Below are 23841 nucleotides of genomic sequence, written 5' to 3'. Positions count from 1 at the left end.
TCATAACTGGCCCAAGAAGGCTAGAGAGTTGAAGGTTTTAAATAAAAGTGAATCTTAATACAGTTCAACTTGATCCTCCTCGTGTAAAGCCGTGTACCTTAAGGCCACTCCTGGATTCTTGCTGAAAGCGATTGTTTGAAGGATTTCATGATCATTCATACTTTCATAGCTTTCAAAGATATTTCCTTCAGCAATAGGAGCCCATCCTCCACGAATAAAAATCAGAGTGCTTTGATCCTTTTGAAGAAAGAGCCTTGCTGCCATTTCTTCATTTGCCTCTGTGCACTCTAGTTCTATAACAAGTTTTTTTAAACTTTGCTTTGAGGAGTCCAATCCATGACCAGCTGCAGCTGACATCCATTCATGCGCTGAGATTAGGTCACCTTTTTTATAAAGAATGAAGCCAATATTATACATAGCTTTGGGATTGTCCAAGTAAACTGCATGGAAAAGGAACTTCTCAAATGCACTTTGAAAATCACCCGCCTCTCGACTTTCTATTGCTTGCTGATAGCTTTTTTCAACGATAAGAGGTTTAGTAATTTTATGTTCACGATAACGTAAAAAGAGAGACCGTTTATGGATAGCCACCCCCTCTCCCGTAGCTGAAAGCAAATGAGAAGCAGTCATTGTAGGATCTTCCTGCTCTCTCTCATTTATTTCAGAAATCTTTCTGGTTGCTAAAGTTTTTAGTTCATCAAGCTTCTGATATTCAGGATTAGCATATAACTCCGCATATTTTCTCACCTCAGACTGAAATTTTTCGGCACAAGCGAAATCTTCAGCCAATTGAAGTGCATCAACACCGAACTCTGTCACGTCATGAGCTAGAGATAAAAGCGCCTCTTGAAAAAGGTTTTGAAACCACCTTTTTGTTGCATCAGATTGATGAATTCTTAGAATTTTTTCATAACTGGCTTTCGGCAAAGATCTTAAGGCAGGCTGAAAAAGTCCTTCAAAATCTGTGGCAGACATTTTTGCAAAAGTAGAAAGCCCTATTAAACGCGGATCAACATCAGCTAAAAACGATTCAAATCCTGTCACTACTAAACGTTCTTGAATGCCCTTTGAGCAACTCAAACTCAAACCATAAGTTCCATCATATGCCATCCTTGCCTCATCCACAGCTAATTTAAGCCAAGCACGCTGTGTATCACGAGAGAGTGTTTTCATGTAAGGCCAGACATAACCAAGAAGTATCGTGATGATATCTGAATACGCTAAGCTCTCTTGTGCATCAGGGTTATAATATGCTTTAGCCAACGCACTATTAACATCTCTCCGATCTTCTTGACGTTTTGGGAGCCCCCTCATTTCTTGAAGGCAACGACGCAAAGGCATTTTAACAACACCCTCAATACTGATCAAAATTTCTTGTATGCCTTGTAAACCGTTATTTTCCGCGCTCCATAAGTCACCAGAGACTCAGTTGCATCATGAATTTCATAGGCTTGTCCCCGGCGCGGGGCAACTCTACCTTGATGAAACTGGGGTTCTTGCCGTGGTGGCATAACCACTTGCAGGCATTGGATGCAATAAGATCCCAATCCAATCTTGCTCCCTCTTGCCTTTCGGCTTCTGCGGCTACATATCCATTCATTACTGCACTAGCATATGGAATCAATAACTCAGTATTTCTTAGCCTGTCTATATTACAGTAATAGGACATAAAAGAAGTAGGGTGCTCCCGAAACATATCTATCATCTGGCTTTGCAAGCCTTCATCCGTTATTCGGCTTAAGGAAGTAAAAATCCCTTGAGTGAGCGCCTCTCCTCCTAGTCGTTGACCAATTTCTTGTGCCGCTTGCGCCACGGGCAAGCGTCTACCCGTAGGAATAGCTTGTACTCGCTCAACCATGTTAGACAATATAGTGTTAAAGTCCTCCAGACCATGACCATTCTTCTGAATAAGAATAATTAAGGTTTGTAAAACCTCAAAGCGCTCTTGGGCTCGAAAGCGCTGCAGGATATCAATAGAACCAGATAAGGCGCTACTTGTCCAAAAAGAATTTGAATCAGATAAAGCTCGACTTGCCCAAAAATAATTTGAATTACTAAAATCCGTAAATTCATAGAGCTTGTTGGCGAATTCTACTCTATTTTGCTCTTCAGGTACTTCCAACAAAGGTTGGATCAGCTTCTCAAGGGCGGCTCTTTTTATAGGGTTAAATTCGAATTTCTTTTCAAGGATAGTTTTTATAGTATTCATCCATGATCCCATTTGATGATCATTAAGTTGGGGAAGTTCTTTGCTAATATTATCAAAAACTTCTTTTACCGTAAAATGATCCGAAACAGCGTGGAACAACTTGATAGTTCTCATCTGTTCATGCGGATTTTCCTGTCTTTTAATAGTTTCCGTAATATCAACAATAGACGGCTGACCTCTAATATAATCCTTAATACTAAGCCTTGTTTCTGGCTGAAGCGCTAAGATGAATTCAAAATTTTTAGCCAAATTTACGCCACCTATATTCCACTTTTCTTCACCTATACTCCACGCTAACATAGCAACTTCTCCCTGTTCTTCTGCAGGGGCTTTTACAAGCTCATCAAAAGTTGAATTTACTTGAAAACGAAATAATTCATCAAAGAATCTTTCCGAAAAAACGGCTTCTATGACTTCTCTTTTTGAATGACTCGGCGTTAGATTAATAATCCTAATAAAAAAATCTTTAATCTTGCGAGGATCCAGAAGGTTAGTTTTATAAGAGTAATTATAAGAGATATAAAAATTCTTCATATGACGATCTTTAATAGATTCAAGCAACGAAGAACGTCTCTGTTCTGGAATTAAGAGCACCCCTCTAATGAATTTCTCAACAAATTTCTCGATTTTCTTAGGGGAAGATTCGTTTAAAAAGAACCGAACCCAGTCCATAACAACCGCCTTCTCATCCATAGGAAGAGCCTTCCAGCAACCGGGATATGTTCCTCCTTCCTCTGTTTTGGAAGTCGTTTCTTCTGCCTCTGCTAATGGGATGGAAGATTCATGGGCTAACTTAGATGCGACTGAATCATAACTCTCTTCTTTTGAAGATCTCTCTAAAACTTTTTCGGCCACTCTCACTCTTTGTCCTGGTGGGATTTTAGCTAAAATATTTATTAAATTTTGAACCTCAGAAATGCCCTCACAATACTTGACCAAATCTCTCGCAGACTGGGCAACTTCCTTTCGATGGCCAGGTTCAACTGTCACAATACCGTTAATGAGTTTCGCAAGCGTGCTTGATTTTATATGCTCTTTACGAAGATGGAACAAACTATCAATAACTTCTTGACGTGCCGATTTTTTCACCTGTTTAAACGCGTTGATTAAATTTGATATCCCTGATTTCCAATGCTTGCCTTGAAGAGCAGAAGCCAAAAGCTCTAAGTCGTCTCTGGGTAATTCTCTTTTAGCTGCAGGGCATTCTCTAACAAACTAAGCTGTTGTGATTGACTTCAAGTCTGCGCAAATTACAACAAAACTTAAAAAAATAAGTAATTCTACTTTTTTCATTTTTTCCTACCAAATATGATGCACGTGTAAAAACTTTAGATGGAAAAGTCAACCAGTTATAAACCCCAATTCAAAGACTTGAGGGAGGTGCACTATGAACCCTTTAAAAAGATTGTTATCTCGTTTTTAATTTTCAGAACCCTAAAATTAAACTTCATGATATCTAGAGTAGCGATCTACTTCTATCTTTCAATTTTTTTCTTGAAGGAGCCTCAAATAAGACCAAGATAGAAATCTACAAAAGGTTGCATTCACTCATAAGGTCAGCTATACAACCAAGTAGTCTGTAGGAGTATAGCTCAATTGGTAGAGCGTCGGTCTCCAAAACCGAAGGCTGTGGGTTCAAGTCCCTCTGCTCCTGCCAATTTAAATTTGACATCGTAGTGTCACATTGATAATTAAAAGTGAACGATTGAGAAACATAGATGATTAGTCCCGTTGAGTATATCCGCCAAATCAGACGCGAAGCTGGTAAAATTACCTGGCCAAAACGTAAAGAAGTAATCATCACAACCGTTATGGTTTGCATCTTAGCTGCTATGGCAGCGGTCTTTTTCTTACTTGTTGACCAAGTTCTCTCACGCATTATTAAACTCATTCTTAGCTTAGGAGCATAACCCTATGGCATTACGCTGGTACGTTGTTCACGTCCATTCTGGTTTTGAAAACAAAGTTAAAGAAGCATTGCTAGACCTGATTGAAAAAAAAGGGTTTCAAGAAAGCTTTGGAGACATCCTGATTCCTTCTCATGAAGTGACTGCAGTACGTCGGGGTAAAAAATACACCCGGGAGAAAAACTTTTTCCCAGGCTACATTCTGGTTCAGATGGATCTCACCGACCAAGCTTGGCACGCTGTTAAAAGCATTAACAAAGTTTCTGGATTCCTCGGAACAAAAGATAAACCCTCTCCCATTAGCAAGAAAGAGGCCGAACGCCTATTGCAACAAATGGAAGAAGGCGTTGAAGCCCCCATGTCAGACCTTAGTTTTGAAATCGGTGAACAAGTGAAGGTCAGCGATGGCCCCTTTGCAACTTTCAGCGGTGTTGTGGAAGAAGTTGATTCTGACAAATGCCGCTTAAAGGTGAGCGTTTCCATTTTCGGACGCTCAACCCCCGTTGATTTAGATTACACTCAAGTTGAGAAAGTCTAAGCCAACACCAATATAAATGTGGGAGATGGATGTCATCATCGGACCACAGCCAACCATAAATGAGGTAAACTATGGCAAAAAAAATACAAGGGTATATCAATCTGATTATCCCTGCTGGTAAAGCAAACCCCTCCCCTCCGATCGGTCCAGCACTGGGTCAACAAGGGGTAAACATCATGGAATTCTGCAAAGGCTTTAATGCTGCAACAGGCAATGAAGAACCAGGCACGCCCCTTCCAACTGTGATCACGGTATACGCAGACCGCACATTTAGCTTTATAACCAAAAAGCCACCGGCAAGCTATTTGATCAAACAAGCAATCAAGTTGAACAAAGGGTCTCAAGCACCCGGACGTTTGTTCGTTGGTCAAATAACCAAAGCGCAGGTACTTGATATTGCGGAAAAAAAGAAAGATGATCTAAATGCAGCTGATATTGATGCTGCAGGTCGGATGATTGAAGGATCAGCGCGCTCGATGGGCGTTGAAGTTGTGGAGTAAGACATGCCTAAAACTGGAAAAAAATTAAGAGCAGCATACTCAGAGGTTGACGTACTGACTCGGTACAGCATTGAGGATGCTTTGAACACGCTCAAAAAGCACGGATCAAAGAATTTTGATGAATCTCTAGACATATCAATGAACTTGAATGTTGATCCTCGGAAAGCAGATCAAAACCTGCGTGGCGTTATCCAACTGCCTAATGGAACAGGAAAAAACGTGAAAGTTGCTGTCTTTGCCAAAGATGATAAAGCCGAAGCTGCCAAAAAGGCGGGTGCTGATATTGTGGGCGCTGATGACCTTGCTGAAAAAATCCAAGGTGGTTTTACAGACTTTGATCGCTGTATTGCAACGCCAGACATGATGATTACTGTTGGTAAGCTTGGAAAGGTTTTGGGGCCACGTGGTCTTATGCCAAACCCTAAGCTTGGCACGGTTACACCGGATGTTGCTGAAGCAGTAAAAGCTGCTAAAAGTGGGCAGCTTGAATACCGCACCGAAAAGAACGGTATTATTCACGCTGGAATCGGTAAATTAAGTTTTGATGCTAAGAAATTGGCTGAAAACGTTGCTGCTTTCATCGATGTGATTATCAAAAATAAACCAAGCGGCGTCAAGGGTCACTACATCAAAGGAATCAGCCTGAGCTCAACCATGGGCCCTGGCATGAAAATTGACTTGAGCGCTTATAAATCTGCTTGACAAAATCTTCTGATACCCTATAAAGAGTACATCATACTGCTTTTTATAGGGCTGTCGAAGATTGTAGGTCTGGGCGTATCCAGTTAAAAAACCAACATGAGACATACTTCAAATTTTATAAGTGTTCTTATTGTCCGGCATTTTTCGTTATAAATTATAAAAGGAGTCCATTGTGGATAGAACCGACAAAATTAATTTTATTGAGTCACTCAAATTCAATCTTGATTCTGCCGGATTATTGGTCGTCACAAAACCAAACGGCTTAACTGTTGCAGAAGTCACTGATTTAAGATGCAAAATGCGTGCGGAAAACGTTTCATTCAAGGTCGTTAAAAACTCCCTTGCTAAGATTGCTCTTAAAGACACATCATTCTCGGGCGTCATTGAAGATCTTAAAGGTCCTGTTGCTTTTGCATTCTCTGCAGACCCCGTTGCCGCAGCGCGCATTGCTGTTGAGTATGCAAAGAAGAATGAAAAGCTTGAAATTATTTCTGGGAGTATGCCGGATAAGGTAATGTCGAAAGATCAAGTTATTGCCTTGTCACAACTACCATCGCTCGATGAACTTCGTGCGAAAATCATGGCGGTTATTACAACCCCAGCTCAACAAGTTGCTTCTATTGTCGGAACACCTGCTCGTCAACTCGCGCAGGTTATTTCTGCTTATAGCAAAAAGTCATAAATCAATTTTAAAAGGAGTATAAATCATGGCTGACTTAAAAAAAATCGTTGATAGTTTATCTGAACTAACTGTTCTTGAAGCTGCAGAGCTTGTTAAAGAACTTGAAAATCACTGGGGCGTTTCTGCCGCTGCGCCTGTTGCCGTTGCTGCTGCGGGCCCTGCTGCTGAAACTGCAGCTGAAGAAAAAACAGAATTTGATGTTATCTTGGCAGCTGCTGGCGAGAAAAAGATTAACGTCATTAAAGAAGTTCGCGGCATCACTGGTCTTGGCTTAAAAGAAGCGAAAGATCTTGTTGAAGCAGCTCCTAAGGCTGTAAAAGAAGGTGTATCTAAAGATGAAGCTAATGACATCAAAGGTAAACTGGAAGCTGCTGGTGCCACTGTTGAGATCAAGTAATCGATCTTAACACCTATCTATCTTTTTAAATGAGTGAAAGGCGCTCTACTATAAGCTTGCCTTTCTCTCATTTTTTAGTATAGAAATCACAAGTTAAATTTTTTGCGAGGGGAAATGGTCGCTTCAACTGCACGTATCTTAAGAAAAAACTTTGGCAAAATCCAAGATGCCATACGAATTCCAAATCTAATTGAAACCCAAATCAACTCTTATAACACTTTCCTCCAACTTGACACGCCCGTTGAAAAAAGAAAAGATGTTGGGTTGCAGGGCATTATGAAGTCTGTTTTCCCTATTTCAGATTACTCAGGCCGTGCGCAAATCGAATATGTTAGCTATGCTTTTGAAGCACCCAAACATGAGCCTGATGAATGTATTCGCGGGGGCTATACCTATGCTTCCCCAATGCGTGGTCTTCTACGCTTAATCGTTTGGGAAATCGATGAAGAAGCAGGCACCAAAACAATCCAAGATATAAAAGAACAAGATGTTTATTTAGCTGACATCCCCCTCATGACAGCTGATGGCACGTTCATTATCAATGGGATTGAACGTGTTATCGTCTCCCAGATGCATCGCTCCCCCGGTGTATTCTTTGGCCACGATGACGGAAAAACACATGCCTCTGGAAAGCTCCTCTTCAATGCGCGGGTGGTTCCAAACCGTGGATCTTGGTTAGACTTTGAATTTGATGCCAAAGATCACTTGAACGCTCGAATTGACCGTAAACGTAAAATTCTTGCGACCTGCATATTAATGGCCCTTGATAGCGCCGCCGGCGTAAAAAAACATGAAGAGCTTGTTAAAAAAGGCAAAGACGTTAACGAACACGATATCCCGGGTATGTCTCGTGAGGAAATTCTGCGGACTTTTTACAATGTTGTTGAATATAAATCCTCAGGCTCAGATTGGAAGGTTCCCTTTATTGCCAACCGCTGGCGCGGCGTTAAGGTTGCCCGCGACCTGATTGATGCCAAAACAAAGGATGTGATTCTTGAAGCCGGTTCAAAATTAACCCCTCGTACGTTGAAAAAGCTGACGGAAGAAGGGGATCGCGAAATTTTGATGCCGCAAGATGACCTGCTTGGAAAACGTCTTGCCTCACAAATCACAGACCCTGCGACAGGTGAAGTGATTGCAGAGCCAGGTGCAGAGATCACCCGCGACATTTTTGATGCCATCATTGAGCAAAAGCTTAAAAAAGTCGACACGCTCTATATTGATTATGTAAACGTTGGCCCGGCTCTTTGTGACACGTTGCTTGCTGATAAAAACAACACCCGTGAAGAAGCCCTTCTCGATATTTACCGAGTGATGCGCCCAGGTGAACCCCCCACACTGGAAGGTGCTGCGGCTCTTTTCAAAGCCTTGTTCTTTGACCCAGACCGTTACGATCTTTCTCCAGTTGGGCGTGTTAAGGCGAATGCCCGCCTAGGCGTTGAAGCTGACCTGGAGCAAACTGTTCTTGAAAAAGATGACATTCTTGCAATTGTCCGAACACTTTGTGAACTGAAAGATGGTAAAGGGCAAATTGACGATATTGATCACCTTGGCAACCGCCGGGTTAGATCTGTTGGTGAGCTGCTTGAAAACCAAATTCGGGTTGGCTTGGTACGGATGGAACGTTCAATTCGTGAGCGGATGAATTCCATCGATCTTGAAACCGTGATGCCATACGATTTTATCAACGCCAAACCTGTTTCAGCTGCTTTGCGTGATTTCTTTAACTCGTCTCAGCTTTCTCAGTTTATGGATCAAACAAACCCCCTCTCTGAGATTACCCATAAAAGAAGATTGTCGGCTCTTGGACCAGGTGGATTGACTCGTGATCGCGCAGGCTTTGAGGTGCGTGACGTTCACCCAACCCATTATGGCCGGATTTGTCCGATTGAAACACCTGAGGGACCGAACATTGGTTTGATTAACTCCCTGGCGACTTTTGCCCGAATCAACAAGTATGGCTTGATCGAGAGTCCATACCGTCCGGTTGAAAAAGGGAAGATTAAAAACGAAGTGGTTTATCTTTCTGCGATTGAAGAAGGTCGTGCAGCCATTGCCCAATCAGATGTTGAGATTGATAGCAACAATATGATTCAAGGTGAGTTTGTCACCTGTCGCCAGAATGGTGAATTCACCAAAGTCGCGAAAGATGACATTAATTACATTGAAGTTTCCCCCAAACAGCTGGTTTCTGTTGCAACATCTTTGATTCCATTCTTGGAAAATAATGACCCGACCCGTGCTTTGATGGGATCAAACATGCAACGACAGGCTGTGCCCCTGTTGAAAACAGAAGCACCGCTGGTTGGAACGGGAATGGAAAAAACAGTATCTGAGGATTCTGGCGTTATTGTGATGGCAAAAAATGCGGGTATAGTTGACCAAGTTGACGGCAACCGCATCGTGATCAAAACTGATGCCAGTGAATCCGCCGCTGTTGACGTGGGTGTTGACATTTACAACCTCAACAAATTCCTTCGCTCCAATATGGGAACTTGTATTAACCAAAAACCATTGGTTCGTGTAGGTGAACGTGTTGAAAAAGGGAAAGTGATTGCTGATGGTCCTTCCACCGACCGCGGTGAGCTGGCTTTGGGTTACAATGCCCTTGTCGCTTTCATGTCATGGAATGGATATAACTTTGAGGACTCCATCATGATCTCCGAGAGAGTCGTGAGCGATGATATCTTCACATCCATTCACATTGATGAGTTTGAAGTGGTGGCTCGGGATACCAAGCTGGGGAATGAAGAAATCACCCGCGATATTCCAAACATGGGAGATGAAGCGCTTCGCCAATTGGATGAATCGGGGATTGTTTATGTTGGGGCTGATGTGAAGCCTGGAGATATTCTGGTTGGAAAGGTCACCCCCAAAGGTGAAACGCCCTCAACGCCAGAAGAAAAACTATTGCGTGCGATCTTTGGTGAAAAAGCCTCCGATGTACGGGATACGTCATTACGTGTGCCGCCAGGGGTTAAAGGAACCATTGTCGACGTCCGTGTCTTCTCTCGTCGAGGTATTGATAAAGATGAAAGAACACTGGCTATTGAGCAAGGTGAAATCGACCAACTGAACAAAAACAAAGTGGCTGAGAAAAATATTCTCGATCGGAATTTTTATGACCGACTCAAACTGCTACTTTTGGACCAAGAAATTTCTAAAGGGCCAAAGGGCGTTAAAGTTGGCGGCAAGATTTCTGAAGACACCCTGGATCAGTTCACTCCTGGTCAATGGAAGCAGTTTGTTGTGAACGACACCAAAGCTCAAAAAAGCCTCACGGAAATTACGACCGACTACGATAAATTGATGGACGCTTTGGAAAGTCGTTTCCAAGAGAAAATTGAAAAAATCCGCATGGGCGATGAGTTGGCCCCGGGTGTTTTGAAATCTGTTAAGGTGTTTATTGCCGTTAAACGGAAACTTCAACCCGGTGACAAGATGGCGGGTCGTCATGGAAACAAAGGGGTGATCTCGCGGATTACACCAGTTGAAGACATGCCTTATCTTGAAGATGGAACACCTGTTGATATCGTCTTGAACCCACTAGGTTTGCCCTCTCGTATGAACGTTGGTCAAATTCTTGAAACCCACTTGGGTTGGGCCTCAAACGGACTTGGCCGCAAAATCAACGAGATGTTGACGGCAGTTGAAAAGGATGCGAGTAAACAAAAAGAGTTGGACCACATCCTGACTCAGATTTACACAAATCCTGACGAGCAAAAACAGCTTAAAGCTCTTTCAGCTGAGGAAAAAACAGCCTTGATCAGATCCATGAAAAAGGGTGTGCCCATGGCAACGCCGGTTTTTGATGGGGCAACTGTTGAAGACGTCGATGCCTGCTTGAAGCTTGGTGATTTGGATACATCCGGTCAGGTCGTGCTATATGATGGCATCACCGGTATGCCGTTTGATCGTAAAGTCACTGTGGGATACAAGTACATGCTGAAATTGCACCACTTGGTTGATGATAAGATCCACGCCCGGTCCATTGGTCCATACAGCTTGGTTACTCAACAGCCGCTTGGTGGTAAGGCCCAATTTGGTGGTCAGCGTTTTGGTGAGATGGAAGTTTGGGCTCTGGAAGCTTATGGAGCTGCTTATACCCTTCAAGAAATCTTAACGGTGAAATCAGATGATGTGACCGGTCGGACCAAGGTGTATGAAGCCATCATCCGTGGTGATAATAACTTTGAAGTTGGTATACCTGAATCTTTCAATGTGTTGGTCAAAGAAATTAAATCTCTTGGGCTTAACATAGAGTTTTCTGAAAAGAAAGCCAACAAAGGTGTTGTTGACATTGATATGCCAGAAGTTAGCCACGATAAGTCCACACAATCTGCAAAAGACGCTTAAGTTTAGGGAATAAGAATGAACACACATGCTTTACAAAAATCACAAGGTCAATTGGTCAACCCTCAGAGCTTTGACGAAATTAAAATTTCGATTGCCAGCCCGGAGCGTATTCGCTCTTGGTCGTTTGGTGAGGTAAAAAAGCCTGAAACCATTAACTACCGTACTTTCAAGCCTGAAAAGGATGGCTTGTTCTGTGCGCGGATCTTTGGTCCCGTCAAAGACTATGAGTGTTTGTGTGGTAAATACAAACGCATGAAGTTTAGAGGCGTTGTCTGTGAAAAATGTGGCGTTGAGGTGACCCTGGCAAAAGTCCGTCGTGATCGTATGGCCCACATTGATTTAGCAGCACCGGTTGCCCACATTTGGTTCCTAAAATCCCTGCCAAGCCGTATCGGGATGTTAATGGACTTGATGCTGAAAGATTTGGAAAAGGTCCTTTACTTTGAAAACTATATTGTCATCGAACCAGGCTTAACCCCCCTGACCAAACACCAGCTGTTAACGGAAGATGAATTCGTTGATGCCCAAGACGAATACGGCGATGAGGCCTTTGAAGCAGCCATGGGAGCAGAAGCCGTTCTTAAGGTTTTAAAACGCATCGACCTTGAAGAAGAGCGTGAAAAAACCCGTGAAGATTTTGAAGCCACTGGATCAGAAGCCAAACGTAAAAAACTTCAAAAACGCCTAACATTAATTGAAAACTTCATTCAATCTGGCTGTAAGCCGGAATGGATGATTCTAACCGTTCTGCCTGTGATTCCGCCAGAGTTGAGACCGCTTGTTCCTCTTGATGGCGGCCGTTTTGCAACATCAGATCTGAACGATTTATACCGCCGGGTGATTAACCGAAACAATCGTTTGAAGCGATTGATGGAGCTTAATGCCCCCGATATCATTGTCCGCAATGAAAAGCGGATGCTGCAAGAGGCAGTTGATGCCCTGTTTGATAATGGTCGTCGTGGCCGGGTGATTACAGGCACAACGAAACGTCCTTTAAAATCTCTTTCTGATATGCTGAAAGGAAAACAAGGGCGTTTCCGTCAGAACCTTTTGGGTAAACGTGTTGATTACTCTGGACGGTCCGTTATCGTTGTGGGTCCAGAACTTAAGCTTCATCAATGTGGTTTGCCTAAGAAAATGGCGCTAGAGCTGTTCAAACCGTTTATCTATTCAAAGCTGGAAAAATACGGCTACGCAACCACGATCAAGGCTGCGAAACGAATGGTTGAAAAAGAGCGACCTGAAGTTTGGGATATCTTGGAAGAAGTAATTCATCAGCACCCCGTTCTTTTAAACCGGGCGCCGACTCTTCACCGCTTGGGGATTCAGGCCTTTGAACCGCTGTTGATTGAAGGAAAAGCCATTCAACTGCACCCGCTTGTTTGTGCGGCGTTTAACGCTGACTTCGACGGTGACAACATGGCTGTTCACGTGCCCTTGTCTCTTGAGGCGCAACTTGAAGCCAGAACGTTGATCATGTCAACAAACAACATTTTGCACCCTGCCAACGGTAAGCCGATCATTAACCCCTCGAAAGATATCGTTCTTGGTATTTATTACTTGTCCCTTGAGCGTGAAGAAGAGCCTGGTGAAGGATCGATGTTTGCCAGCATGGGAGAAATCCAAGCAGCACTCGATGCAGGCGTTGTGACCCCTCATACCAAAATCATTGCCCGCTATGAGACGATCGATGCCGAGGGCAAGAAAATTGCCATGAAGGTTGATACAACCCCAGGCCGGATGATTATTGCTGAATTGCTGCCGAAGCATCCTCTTCTCCCCTTCTCTTTGATCAATCGACCGCTTAACTCTAAAGCAGTGAGTGCGATCATTGACATTGTGTATCGTCACTGTGGACAGAAGCAAACGGTTATCTTCAGTGACCGGTTGATGGATCTTGGATTCAAACAACTCACGAAATCAGGTATTTCCTTTGGTAAAGATGACTTGGTTATTCCTTCTGAAAAAGAAGCGCTGATTGCTGAAACATCCACGAAAGTGAATGAATATGAGCAACAATACCAAGATGGTTTGATCACCCAAGGTGAGAAATACAACAAGGTGGTTGATGCGTGGGCGCAGTGTGGTGAGAAAGTTTCTGACGCCATGATGCTAGGTATTTCATCTTTGAAAAAAGGGGCGGCATTTAACTCTGTATTTATGATGGCTGACTCTGGCGCGCGGGGATCTCCGGCGCAAATGAAGCAGCTTGCAGGGATGCGTGGGTTGATGGCAAAGCCGTCTGGTGAAATTATTGAAACCCCGGTTATTTCAAACTTTAAGGAAGGGTTGACGGTTTCCGAATACTTCAACTCTACCCACGGGGCGCGGAAAGGTCTATCGGATACCGCGTTGAAAACGGCGAACTCTGGGTACCTAACCCGTCGTTTGGTGGATGTGGCGCAAGATAGTGTCATCCATGAAAAAGATTGTGGCACAACAGGATCGATTACCATTACAGACGTTATGGAAGGCGGTAACATTGTTGTTCCTCTGGGTGAGCGCATCCTGGGTCGGACCATTGCTGAAGACGTGATTGACAACGTATCTGGCGCATGCCTGGCAAAACGCAATACGCTTATTGACGAAGACTTGGCAGACAAGATTGAAAAGAGCCCCGTTGATACCGTTCACGTTCGCTCTGTCTTGACGTGTGAAGCTGAAAAAGGCGTGTGTGCGACGTGTTATGGTCGAGACCTGGCCCGTGGAACACCGGTGAACGTTGGAGAAGCTGTTGGGATTATTGCAGCTCAATCCATTGGTGAGCCTGGAACACAGCTGACCATGCGGACGTTCCACATTGGGGGAGCGGCACAAGGTGCGGGTGAGGAATCCTCTCTTGAAAGCCCGTTCGACGGAACCATCGACTTTAAAAACGAAACCATTCTTGAAAATAAAGATGGTGAGTTTTTAATCATGAACCGTCATACGGAACTCTTGATCCTTGATGAGCGCCAATGTGAGAAGTACCGTCGACGTCTGAGTTACGGAACGAGAATTCTGGTCAAAGCTGGAGACGTTGTTAAAAAAGGACAACGCTTGGCTGAATGGGACCCATTCACGGTTCCAGTGATTTCAGAAGCTTCTGGAACCGCTCATTTTGTTGACCTCATCGATGGCTCTTCCATGCGTGAAGTAACCGACGAAGAAACAGGTATTTCAAACCGTTTGGTTGTCGACTGGCGCCAACAAATCAAAGGCGTTGACTTAAAACCACGCATTCTTCTGCGAGACAGTAAGGGAAATCCCGTCAAGTTTGCCAACGGTGCGGAAGCCCAGTACTACTTACCGGTTGATACGATTTTAACAGTTGAGAACAATCAACGTGTCCAACCTGGAGATATCATCGGACGTATTCCAAAAGAATCGTCAAAAACACGGGATATTACAGGCGGATTACCACGGGTTGTGGAACTGTTTGAAGCACGGATGCCAAAGGACTTTGCCATGATCGCTGAGATTGATGGTCGGGTAGAATTTGGGAAGGATTACAAAGCCAAACGTCGCTTGATTATCGTTACAGAAAGTGACAGTGCTCCTGTTGAATACCTGGTTCCAAAAGGTCGTCACATCGTTGTTCATGAAGGAGACTACGTTAAAAAAGGCGAAATGCTGATAGAAGGAAGCCTGGTTCCGCATGACATCCTCAGAATTCTAGGGGTTGAAGCATTGGCCGATTATATCGTCCAAGAAATTCAATCGGTTTATCGCCTGCAAGGTGTGCGCATCGATGACAAACACATCGAAGTGATCACCCGCCAAATGCTTCAAAAACATGAAGTGATCGAGCCAGGTGATTCAACCTACCTGGTTGGTGATACCCTTGATGTGACTGATGTTAAGCAGGTCAACAAGAAGTTAATCGCTGAAAAGAAAAAGATGATGATAACACGTCCAATGCTGCAAGGTATTACGCGTGCGTCCCTTCAGACCAAGTCATTCATTTCTGCGGCATCGTTCCAGGAAACAACGCGGGTACTGACCGAGGCGGCCTCATCAGGAAAAGTGGATAAACTGGTTGGCTTGAAGGAAAACATCATTATTGGTCGATTGGTTCCAGCTGGGACGGGGCACAAAATTGCCGAATACCGTCAGTTATCTGCAGAGCGCGATCGCGTGACCCTTGCCGAGCAAGATGCCTTGGAAGCAAGCCGTAAAGCTACTAGGGACGCTGAACAAGCAGCAGAAGTAGCAGCTGCAGAACAACAAGGATAAGACTTACCCTCGCCTTATCATTGTTGATGCCTTCAGAGCAGATCAAGAAGTACCTTGATCTGCTTTTTTGTGATTCCAATCAAGCGCTCTATGCAAAGATGCGATGCAGGAAGGGTTTGATACCAGCTGTGATACTGAATGAGATGCTCCCTGTTTTGACGGGGAGCGTCTTGTTATGATCTCGTCTTTTTGTTCGGGGCTATTTTAGGAAAAATTAAATAAATCAATTTCAAGTTTAAAAAATTTTTTTTCTCTAAAATATCTCGTTTTAAAATTTGTTAACCTATTTTAAAAAAAGGAGCCTTATTTATGAAAGCCATTATTACTTTCATCTGTCTATTTACCACCTATTGCCACGCTGACTCTCTAAAAATTGTGACCGCCAAGAACTTTAAAGAGGTTCACTCCATCATTGATGCCGCACATCTTGATCCTGAGTCAACACTGATTGCCGTTGATATTGATTTAACATTGACCATGGCCAATCACCCTGCCCTGGATCTGCCAAACTATCAACAGCATAAACACATCTTTGACCAGGTAACCCAAGGACTAACCCCCCTCCAAATTGAAAAAATGTTTACCCATGGCATTATGCTTGCAGGTCAACACACCTTGGATGAATCAAGTTATAGAACGATCGAGGCGCTGAAGCAGAAAAAATTTAAAGTTATCGGCTTTACCGCAAGTATCGTTGGCCCGTTGGGCAGTGTCAGATCGATCGAAGATATGCGCTATCGCATATTGGATGTTTTAGGATTCAAGTTCTCTGAAACGTTTGGCCCGGCCTCTTTTTCTTTGGAAGACATCATAGAATACAATGGCCACGTTCCAAGATTTCATAAAGGCATTTTATTTGCCAATGGCGGCCGCGCCCCCCATAACAAGGGAGATGTGATAAGAGCCTTTTTAAAGCAGGTGCACTACAAACCTAAAACCTTCATTATCATTGATGACCGCTTGAAAAATATTCAAGAAATTGGGCTAGCCTTAAAAGAACATGACCCTGAAATGAAGGTATTAGGGATTGAATTCACCTATGCCCACGGGCTTTCAACCAAGCTATTAACTGCTCAAGCCTTTAGCAATTTTTGGCACGCGATCAAACAACAACTTATTGCATCTGGAGAACTATAATGAAAAAAACGTTCCTTATTTTATGGTTTTTGGCACACCTAGGTGTTTCCATGCCACCTATTCCCGAAGATTATCAAGATCTTTGTAAAACACATCACCAAACGACCCATGCAACCACCATGGATGGGGATTTGGATCCTCTTCTTGCTAAGGGCCTTCGCTTGCAAGAAGAAACGCAAAAGTGGCAGCCCTACCAAAGCAACCCTGGCATCAGCGTGATGCGTATCTATCAGGATCCCCACAGCAATAAAAAATTTGTTATTGGCGGTGATCGATTTGGCTCAGGACAACTGAAAGTCACCATCAGCGGCGCCATTGATCCTGGTTCAGATCGATCTGTTCGCCAGGTTTATGAACGGGAGCTAAAGGAAGAGTTTTTTGGGCAGCTGCCCTTAAAAGAGACCAAGGAAGGTAAAGACGGGCCGAAGCTTGAGAGGTGACGGGCGGCTTTCAACAAACCGCTGAAGGTGGCTTCACCCATTGTGGTTGGGGCCCTTGTTTTGGCTGGTATGAAGTTGAGTGTGGCTATTCTGAAAAAGAGTTACGATTTTCTATTGATATCATGAATCAAAATGCCGATCATCACTTTCCTGTTGCAAGTTTTTATCATCAATTTGAAAAGCTGAGTCATGAAGAGAAAAAGTCAACTGCTGCTGAGCTTCTTGTTAAATGGAAAGAGAACCCCCCAGAAGAGACAATTGTTCCCTTAAAAAAAACGTCTATCAACATCTTCAACAGGTGGCAAAAGACGGCCAAACGCCGTTACCAGACGGCTATCAATCAGGCTTTGTATTTGCCGAGAAGAATATCCATGATCATACGGAATATAAATCTTTCCACCTGATACCCGTTGAAGACTGGATGCGGTTTGTGCAGGAAAACTTTTTAGAAAAAAGGGAGGACGGCCAAGAAGTCTATAAACTAGCTGGTGAGCTGGAGAAATATAGTCTGTTTACCCGGTTTGGCGCAGATCAACATTTTTACCAAACCAGCAGACCTTTATGATGGTTTAAGACTTTACTGGACCTTTAACAGAAGAGCCACTATGGCGACGCAAGCTGGAGCTCACAAGATTCCCTTGCTCATCGACTTGCGTGGCTCTTTTGTAATCATTGAGTGTTTCAGAGATCGCATTCACAAGATATTTTGCCCGAGGTAAGATCGTATTTTTCAGATGTTTTCTCATGGCCTCGTCGGTGTTTTTGTGGTTAGACGCACGGTCCATCCAAACATAGGTGCTTTCCATCTCTCCCAAGAATTGCTTCAGGATATTTTTGGGAATAAAGCGAACGCGTTTTTTGATGTCTTCTTTACTGAGGAGAGCGAGTAAAGCCATGGATTCGTGAAAAGATTCTTTTTCATGTTGGGTGTGGGCCGCATTCAACACCTTAAGCTTTGCACAGGTTTCATCATCTTCTGTAAATTGGTTGGGATTCACGCGATTTTTATGCGCTGTTTCGCTTGTTTCTTTTACTTTTCCTGACCAGCTTGTTGCCATGCATACCGGTACATACATCATCATGGCTAAAATAACTATGCACTTCATCTGAAAACTCCCTTTTTCACATAAATAACTTTAACACTTTTCAAGAACGAGCCCTATAAAAAAAAGACCCGTTTTAAAGCTTGACCCCTGATCCGTTCACCCTCTATTCTGAAGTCCATATGAAAAATCAAAAAATGACGCTGGCAAATAAACTAACCCTTCTACGCTTTGGCTTAACCCCTGTGATTGTTGTGTTGATTCTAACCCATCTTCCTTTTTTTAATTGGGTGGCTTTTTTTCTTTTTGTTTTCACCGCCGCGCTCGATTATTTTGATGGCTATTTTGCCCGGAAAAGAAATGAAAAAAGCCTCTTTGGCCGCGTTTTAGACCCCATTGCTGATAAGTTTTTAGTGATTTTCTGTTATTTATCCCTGCTGATTTCTGGTCATGTTGACTCTTTTGTATCAGCTTTACTAATTTTTGTGCTGGTTTTAAGAGAGGTTTTCATCTCTGGTTTGAGAGAACAACTGGCGTCCTTAAAAATAGAAGTGCCGGTTTCTCAAAGTGGTAAATTTAAAACTGTTTTACAGTTTGTTTCCATTGCCTTGCTGATCATGCCCACTGGCCTTGATTCCTTTTATGTCAATGGTACTTTATTGGCGGCAACGGCATTTTCTCTGGCGTCAGCCTACCAATACACCCGTGTGTTTATCAAAAATATCGACCGCGCTTAAAGATGAGACTTGCGTTATACCAACCGGAAATTGCTCATAACGTGGGCGCGATGATTCGCTCTGCTGCCTGTTTTGACTTTGGTATTGATATCATCCAACCCTGTGGCTTTCCCTTTGGCAAAAAACAACTGAAACACAGTTCTTTAGATTACCTGGATAAAGTTGAGATTCTTTTTCATGATGATTTCTCAGACTTTCAAAAAGCCTATCACCCGGGCCATCGGTTGATCCTTCTCACAACCAAAACCGATGCGTGTTATACCCAAATCCCTTTTTTTTCAAACGATGTTTTTATTTTAGGCCGCGAATCTTCCGGCGTTGACCCCAACGTCTGCGCGGCTGTGGATCAACACGTCACTATTCCCATGAGCCCCCAGGGTCGATCCCTCAATGTGGCAACGGCGGGCGCCATCTTAATGGCCGAATTCAGACGGCGCTTTCCGATGAGAGAAAACTAGAATGAAAGCCACCGCTTCCCAAAAAAAATCAGCTGAAAAATGGTTCAAAACGCTGCGGGATCGTATCACAGTAGCCTTTGAAAACGTGGAAATGGCTTATGGCGAGACTCAGTCAGACGACACCCCGCCAGGTAAGTTTAGCATTACCCCTTGGAGCCGCCCGGGCGGCGGCGGCGGTGAAATGGGCCTCATGCGGGGACAAGTGTTTGAAAAAGTCGGCGTTAACATTTCAACGGTGCATGGTACATTTGATGAAAAATTTGCCGGCACCATTCCAGGAACAGAGCAGGATCCCTCCTTTTGGGCCAGTGGCATTTCGTTGGTCGCGCATATGAAAAATCCCTATGTTCCGGCCGTTCACATGAATACACGGCTGATTGTGACAAGCAAATCATGGGTTGGTGGTGGTACCGACTTAACACCAACCTTTGCTTTTGCAGAAGACACAGATCTTTTTCACCATCACCTGAAAGCAGCCTGTGATGCCACCGATCCAAGTTATTATGCGCGTTTTAAAGCTGGTGTGATGAGTATTTTTATCTCCCCCATCGGCGGCGAGACACGAGGCGTTGGTGGCATTTTTTATGATTATGTCAACTCTGGCTGCTGGAACAGCGATTTCCAATTCACCCAAAACGTGGGCACAGCTTTTTTAACGGCTTATCTAGAAATCGTTAAAAAACGTATGCACCATCCGTGGACCCCCCAAGATCGGCAAAAGCTGAGAGAGAAAAGAGGACGATACGTTGAGTTTAATCTGCTGTATGATCGCGGCACGCTTTTTGGGCTTAAAACCAACGGGAATGTTGATGCCATCTTGATGTCGTTGCCACCAGACGTTAGCTGGCCTTAACGCATTGGCCCGCATTTTGATCGGCAACGATATAAGTTTGATCACACTTTTGCGCGACTGCCATCATTTTATCAATGCTTTGACGCTGTTTTTGAAAGCGATTGATTTCTTGGGCCGAGAGCTGTTTGGTGGTTGGGAGCTTCACCGTATTTGGATTCACTTTTTTATTATTCAGATGGATTTCATAATGCAAATGCGGCCCGGTGCTACGCCCGGTTGTACCAACAAAACCAATGACCTGGCCTTGCTTCACCTTTGTGCCACTCCGGACTCCTTTAGCAAAACGCATAAGATGAGCATACGCCGTTTTAATGCTTGGTGAATGTTTAACAACAATATAGTTCCCGTAGCCTCCATTGAATTGGGCTTTTTGAACAACGCCATCCCCTGCTGCCAAAACGCGGGTTCCACGAGGCGCGGCAAAATCAATGCCTTGATGCATTTTAGAATACCCTAAAATCGGGTGCTTGCGCATTCCATACCGACTTGAAATCGGCGCCCCCGGCACCGGCGTCTTGAGCAGCGACCGCGTTGCTGCTTGGGCATTTGAGCTGAAATAATGGATGTCACCCTGCTCATTTTGATAGCGATACAGATCTTTTTTCCCTTCTTTGAGAATGATAGACCCATAATAGAACCGACCTGGGACAATTTTATCGGTATCGGGATCAATGAAGATTTCAGCAAAAATCGTAAAGGCATCCCCTTCTTTAATAGAACGCTGGAAATCAACTTTATGACTGAGCAAACGCGCGAATTGATGCGTAATAAGATCTGGAATTCCTAATTTTTGGGCGGCATAATAAAGACTGTTGTTCACAACCCCTTCATAAAGTCGCTTGATTGAAATCAATGGTTTTTTCTCAAGGTTGAGCTCGTTTGTGAGAGAGTCTCTGAACAGCATGACCTTGGTTTTATCAACATAGAAAATGATCTGTTGAACCTGACCTGCCTTTACCCCTGACTTGGTTGAAATAATTTTAAACTCTGTGCCTGCTTTGAATTTTTTCAACACCTTGTTTTTATTCAAAAGGTGAATGATGCGTTGGACATCTTCAATTGTTTTAACCGCTCTGATAAAAAATCTGTAAAGCGTATCCCCTGACTTAACGTGATGGATATTGACAACGGTATCGACCGCTGTGAATTCAGAACTTTCCTTGGTTACTTCCTCGGTGGTTTCGTCTTCAGTCATGATCGCATCTTGATCCAAATTGGCGGGAACCGATGCTGACTCACGTTCAATCTCAGGGGTGGGGACGGCAGAAAAGAGTGTGCGGGATTGTTGATTGTAAAGAATAAAAGCAATCAAAAGCGTGGCAAAAAAACCAATGAGCTCGGGCAGACGATAGTTCATAGAATTCTAAAACATTGGCTTGGATAGTGGCTTAAAAACCGTATTTTTTCAAGATTTATTATTGTTTCTTAAGAGGTATAAATTACTCGCAATAATAATGACAGACCCAATGACTTTATTCATCGACAGAATTTCATGAAAATATAAGTATCCAATGGGGACCGCTAAAATCAGTTTTAGATATTCAAAAGGCGCCGCAAAACTTGCTTCACAGTATTTTAGCCCTCTGACATAGGCGTATTGGGTAAAAGTAAAGGCCCCGGCTATAATAGAAATTTGAAGCAAGATCATCATTGATGGAATTTTCCACCCATTGATGGTGTTAACCACCCCGGTAAAAAGCATGATTAAGAATAGGGGCACAGCGATGATGGTCATGGTTTGTTCAAAGTCAGTTAGTTTTTTGGTGACGATAATCGCTAAACTGGCTGCAATATTCGCGCCTAAAGCAACAAGAATATTCATTTGAAACTGCACATTAGACGAAAAATCTGTAAAAAATAAAACACCACAGTATCCAACCCCAACAACAATCCACCTTTTCATTGAAACCCTTTCACTTAAGAACCAGCCCGCAAAAGTGGTTGTGATAATGGACTGAGTGAAGCCGATGGACGTTGCAACCGAAAGGTCCAAAGATCTGTATGCCCGGAGAGTGGCCCATATGGCAAACATCATCAATCCTGACCTTAAGAGCATCAATCCTGGTTTTTTAGGCCTCAACGTTTTAAGAAGTCCAGATTTCACAAGAGATGGCATCAAAAATAAAAAACCAAACATTGATCTGAAGAAAACGATCACTGAATTATCAACGGCGGGATCCAAGTCTTTAGCATAGGCAATGGCTAAGGCATAAACACCGCTCCAAGCCAAAAGCCAAGGAACCGCTGCTCTATTTGAAGAAGAAGGCATATTTATATCATCTTTTGTTAAGCGTTTAAAAAAAAAGAGAGCATCTTTCAAACGAAAGACACCCCCCTCCTTATATTTGTAGATCTTTGAGCGCTTGACTTATTTAAGAACGCTGCTTTTTAATTTTTTCTTCAAAGGTATCAATTCCAATCAACCCACTGATAACGTCATCACCAACAATAAAGGTTGGTGTGCCGGTGATTTTTAACTTTTGACCCAGGTCTAAGTTTTCTTTGATTTCTTTTTCAATGTCTTCAGATTTCATATCACTCGCTAACTTTTCAACGTCTAGATTCAGTTGACGGGCGATCTCCTTGACCTCTGACAAAGTTAAATTACCTGTGGATGTCATGAATGCCTGATGCATGTCTTCATATTTCCCCTGCTTCTGGGCAGCCAGAGCCGCTTTAGACATGATCATGTCTCCCCCAAAAATTGGGAATTCTTTATAGATAATGCGGGTCTTACCATCGTTTTTGACAGCTTCGTGCAAAATACCGTAGGCTTTTCGGCAGTATCCACAACGATAATCAAAGAAATTGACCACTGTGACGTCTCCCTCTGGGTTTCCGCCAACTGGATCTCCTTTGTGATCGATGATATCTGCCTTGTTTTTACTAACCTGCTCTTTCATTTCCTTGTCTTCTTTGAGCTGCATACGTTGCTTGTATACCTCTAGAGCTGTTAAAATCAATTCAGGCTTTTGATTCAAGGCTTCTTCAACCATGTAAACTGCGTTTGTATCTTCACCTGTCATCGTTTGTGGCTTCTTCTTAACCTGATAAGCAGCCCAAATCGCGATGATTAAACTTAGAACTGAAAGAATTATGGAAAGTTTTTTAAACATATATATACCTCATTAAATACACCAATGAGCCTACTTTAAAACCCATACCGCAGCAAGACATAAGTTGCAGCCGCTTATACCTAAAGGGCCATTTTTATGATTTATGATATGGATGACCTTGAGCAAGCGATTGACAGCGATATACCTGTTCCATCAACATCACCCGGACAAGTTTATGGGGCCACGTTTGCTGACCAAATGCAATGGCATAGCTGGCCTTTGCTCTGATCTCATCTGAATGTCCCTCTGCCCCACCGATTGCAAAAGCCGGCACTTTATTTTTTTGCGTTTGAATCTCTGTTATAAGCGATAAAAGTTCATGCGTTGAGAGGTTTTTACCGGTTTCATCAAGGAGAATTAGGCAGTCGTCGGGCTTAAGAGCCTTCAAAATTTGCTGCGATTCTTGAGATTTTGACGGCGCACCTTGCTTGACTTGAATCTCATTGATCTTAACAGGCCACGTCATACGATCAAGATAGGCTTTAAAAAGTTGCTGCTCAGGGCCGTTTTTTAATTTGTTAATGGCGTAAATACGAATCGTCATGACAGGA

21 protein-coding genes and 1 tRNA gene are annotated in these 23841 nt (G+C 43.3%); 15 read left to right on the top strand and 7 right to left on the bottom strand.

Features of this window, described 5'->3' with window-relative positions; translation table 11 throughout:
- Positions 1 to 54 precede the first annotated feature (54 nt).
- A complete protein-coding gene (locus tag C0582_01385; GenBank protein ID PLX30187.1) occupies positions 55 to 1368 on the bottom strand; it encodes a hypothetical protein in 1314 nt (437 codons plus the stop codon).
- Positions 1369 to 1414: 46 nt separating this feature from the next.
- Entirely contained in the window at positions 1415 to 3367 is a 1953-nt protein-coding gene (locus C0582_01380) for a hypothetical protein (protein PLX30186.1), read from the bottom strand.
- 423 nt (positions 3368 to 3790) lie between these two features.
- Between C0582_01380 and C0582_01375 the strand changes: the two genes are divergently transcribed.
- The 12 genes from C0582_01375 to C0582_01320 all read left to right on the top strand — a co-directional run bounded on the left by C0582_01375 (position 3791) and on the right by C0582_01320 (position 17487).
- Positions 3791 to 3866 (top strand) — tRNA-Trp (locus tag C0582_01375).
- A gap of 61 nt (positions 3867 to 3927) precedes the next feature.
- Positions 3928 to 4119 (top strand): preprotein translocase subunit SecE, encoded by a 192-nt coding sequence (locus C0582_01370; protein PLX30185.1) that lies wholly within the window; start codon positions 3928 to 3930, stop codon positions 4117 to 4119.
- A 4-nt stretch (positions 4120 to 4123) separates the two neighbouring features.
- Complete coding sequence (locus C0582_01365) at positions 4124 to 4654, top strand: transcription termination/antitermination protein NusG (GenBank protein ID PLX30184.1); 531 nt, start codon at positions 4124 to 4126, stop codon at positions 4652 to 4654.
- A 71-nt stretch (positions 4655 to 4725) separates the two neighbouring features.
- Positions 4726 to 5154 carry a 50S ribosomal protein L11 gene (rplK, locus tag C0582_01360; GenBank protein ID PLX30183.1) on the top strand — a complete coding sequence of 143 codons (429 nt, stop codon included), beginning with the start codon at positions 4726 to 4728 and terminating at the stop codon, positions 5152 to 5154.
- Positions 5155 to 5157: 3 nt separating this feature from the next.
- Positions 5158 to 5856 (top strand): 50S ribosomal protein L1, encoded by a 699-nt coding sequence (locus tag C0582_01355; protein ID PLX30182.1) that lies wholly within the window; start codon positions 5158 to 5160, stop codon positions 5854 to 5856.
- A gap of 172 nt (positions 5857 to 6028) precedes the next feature.
- Positions 6029 to 6538 carry a 50S ribosomal protein L10 gene (locus C0582_01350; protein PLX30181.1) on the top strand — a complete coding sequence of 170 codons (510 nt, stop codon included), beginning with the start codon at positions 6029 to 6031 and terminating at the stop codon, positions 6536 to 6538.
- Between the two features lie 25 nt (positions 6539 to 6563).
- On the top strand, positions 6564 to 6935 hold the full coding sequence (locus C0582_01345; protein PLX30180.1) for a 50S ribosomal protein L7/L12: 372 nt from the start codon (positions 6564 to 6566) through the stop codon (positions 6933 to 6935).
- Positions 6936 to 7049: 114 nt separating this feature from the next.
- Positions 7050 to 11291, top strand: coding sequence for a DNA-directed RNA polymerase subunit beta (gene rpoB / locus C0582_01340; protein ID PLX30179.1), 4242 nt, complete (start codon positions 7050 to 7052; stop codon positions 11289 to 11291).
- Between the two features lie 15 nt (positions 11292 to 11306).
- On the top strand, positions 11307 to 15506 hold the full coding sequence (gene rpoC / locus C0582_01335) for a DNA-directed RNA polymerase subunit beta' (GenBank protein ID PLX30178.1): 4200 nt from the start codon (positions 11307 to 11309) through the stop codon (positions 15504 to 15506).
- Positions 15507 to 15815: 309 nt separating this feature from the next.
- Positions 15816 to 16643: a hypothetical protein gene (locus tag C0582_01330; GenBank protein PLX30177.1), complete on the top strand. Its 828-nt coding sequence runs from the start codon at positions 15816 to 15818 to the stop codon at positions 16641 to 16643.
- Entirely contained in the window at positions 16643 to 17083 is a 441-nt protein-coding gene (locus C0582_01325) for a hypothetical protein (GenBank protein PLX30176.1), read from the top strand. The genes C0582_01330 and C0582_01325 overlap by 1 nt, the downstream gene beginning before the upstream one ends.
- On the top strand, positions 17080 to 17487 hold the full coding sequence (locus C0582_01320; GenBank protein ID PLX30175.1) for a hypothetical protein: 408 nt from the start codon (positions 17080 to 17082) through the stop codon (positions 17485 to 17487). Before C0582_01325 ends, C0582_01320 begins: the two co-directional genes overlap by 4 nt.
- 165 nt (positions 17488 to 17652) lie before the next feature.
- Here the strand turns inward: C0582_01320 and C0582_01315 are convergent, their stop codons facing one another.
- Positions 17653 to 18189 (bottom strand): hypothetical protein, encoded by a 537-nt coding sequence (locus C0582_01315; protein ID PLX30174.1) that lies wholly within the window; start codon positions 18187 to 18189, stop codon positions 17653 to 17655.
- Between the two features lie 80 nt (positions 18190 to 18269).
- Here C0582_01315 and pgsA point away from each other — a divergent pair, with 80 nt between their 5' ends.
- From pgsA to C0582_01300, 3 genes are read left to right on the top strand one after another with little or no spacing between them, the layout of a single operon-like run.
- Positions 18270 to 18863, top strand: a complete 594-nt coding sequence (pgsA, locus tag C0582_01310; GenBank protein ID PLX30173.1) for a CDP-diacylglycerol--glycerol-3-phosphate 3-phosphatidyltransferase — start codon at positions 18270 to 18272, stop codon at positions 18861 to 18863.
- Positions 18864 to 18865: 2 nt separating this feature from the next.
- Positions 18866 to 19321: an rRNA methyltransferase gene (locus C0582_01305; protein PLX30172.1), complete on the top strand. Its 456-nt coding sequence runs from the start codon at positions 18866 to 18868 to the stop codon at positions 19319 to 19321.
- Between the two features lies 1 nt (position 19322).
- Complete coding sequence (locus tag C0582_01300) at positions 19323 to 20174, top strand: oxygen-dependent coproporphyrinogen oxidase (GenBank protein PLX30171.1); 852 nt, start codon at positions 19323 to 19325, stop codon at positions 20172 to 20174.
- Here the strand turns inward: C0582_01300 and C0582_01295 are convergent.
- From C0582_01295 to C0582_01280, 4 genes are all read right to left on the bottom strand, one after another.
- Complete coding sequence (locus C0582_01295; GenBank protein PLX30170.1) at positions 20161 to 21531, bottom strand: hypothetical protein; 1371 nt, start codon at positions 21529 to 21531, stop codon at positions 20161 to 20163. The genes C0582_01300 and C0582_01295 overlap by 14 nt on opposite strands.
- Positions 21532 to 21579: 48 nt before the next feature.
- Positions 21580 to 22494, bottom strand: coding sequence for a hypothetical protein (locus C0582_01290; protein PLX30169.1), 915 nt, complete (start codon positions 22492 to 22494; stop codon positions 21580 to 21582).
- A 52-nt stretch (positions 22495 to 22546) separates the two neighbouring features.
- A complete protein-coding gene (locus C0582_01285; GenBank protein ID PLX30168.1) occupies positions 22547 to 23290 on the bottom strand; it encodes a hypothetical protein in 744 nt (247 codons plus the stop codon).
- 94 nt (positions 23291 to 23384) lie between these two features.
- Complete coding sequence (locus C0582_01280) at positions 23385 to 23834, bottom strand: 23S rRNA (pseudouridine(1915)-N(3))-methyltransferase RlmH (GenBank protein PLX30167.1); 450 nt, start codon at positions 23832 to 23834, stop codon at positions 23385 to 23387.
- Between the last annotated feature and the right edge of the window lie 7 nt (positions 23835 to 23841).

This window comes from Alphaproteobacteria bacterium, from assembly GCA_002869105.1.
GTDB lineage: Bacteria > Pseudomonadota > Alphaproteobacteria > UBA7879 > UBA7879 > UBA7879.
Note: the sequence above shows the minus strand (reverse complement) of the source record. Positions and strands in the feature narration are given on the sequence as shown.

What these genes read in the sequence shown, in the direction of transcription:
- C0582_01370 (PLX30185.1), top strand. Translation starts at nt 3,928, where the DNA reads ATGATTAGTCCCGTTGAGTATATCCGCCAAATCAGACGCGAAGCTGGT.
- C0582_01365 (PLX30184.1), top strand. Translation starts at nt 4,124, where the DNA reads ATGGCATTACGCTGGTACGTTGTTCACGTCCATTCTGGTTTTGAAAAC.
- rplK (PLX30183.1), top strand. Translation starts at nt 4,726, where the DNA reads ATGGCAAAAAAAATACAAGGGTATATCAATCTGATTATCCCTGCTGGT.
- C0582_01355 (PLX30182.1), top strand. Translation starts at nt 5,158, where the DNA reads ATGCCTAAAACTGGAAAAAAATTAAGAGCAGCATACTCAGAGGTTGAC.
- C0582_01345 (PLX30180.1), top strand. Translation starts at nt 6,564, where the DNA reads ATGGCTGACTTAAAAAAAATCGTTGATAGTTTATCTGAACTAACTGTT.
- rpoB (PLX30179.1), top strand. Translation starts at nt 7,050, where the DNA reads ATGGTCGCTTCAACTGCACGTATCTTAAGAAAAAACTTTGGCAAAATC.
- rpoC (PLX30178.1), top strand. Translation starts at nt 11,307, where the DNA reads ATGAACACACATGCTTTACAAAAATCACAAGGTCAATTGGTCAACCCT.
- C0582_01330 (PLX30177.1), top strand. Translation starts at nt 15,816, where the DNA reads ATGAAAGCCATTATTACTTTCATCTGTCTATTTACCACCTATTGCCAC.
- C0582_01325 (PLX30176.1), top strand. Translation starts at nt 16,643, where the DNA reads ATGAAAAAAACGTTCCTTATTTTATGGTTTTTGGCACACCTAGGTGTT.
- C0582_01315 (PLX30174.1), bottom strand. Translation starts at nt 18,189, where the DNA reads ATGAAGTGCATAGTTATTTTAGCCATGATGATGTATGTACCGGTATGC.
- C0582_01305 (PLX30172.1), top strand. Translation starts at nt 18,866, where the DNA reads ATGAGACTTGCGTTATACCAACCGGAAATTGCTCATAACGTGGGCGCG.
- C0582_01300 (PLX30171.1), top strand. Translation starts at nt 19,323, where the DNA reads ATGAAAGCCACCGCTTCCCAAAAAAAATCAGCTGAAAAATGGTTCAAA.
- C0582_01295 (PLX30170.1), bottom strand. Translation starts at nt 21,531, where the DNA reads ATGAACTATCGTCTGCCCGAGCTCATTGGTTTTTTTGCCACGCTTTTG.
- C0582_01285 (PLX30168.1), bottom strand. Translation starts at nt 23,290, where the DNA reads ATGTTTAAAAAACTTTCCATAATTCTTTCAGTTCTAAGTTTAATCATC.
- C0582_01280 (PLX30167.1), bottom strand. Translation starts at nt 23,834, where the DNA reads ATGACGATTCGTATTTACGCCATTAACAAATTAAAAAACGGCCCTGAG.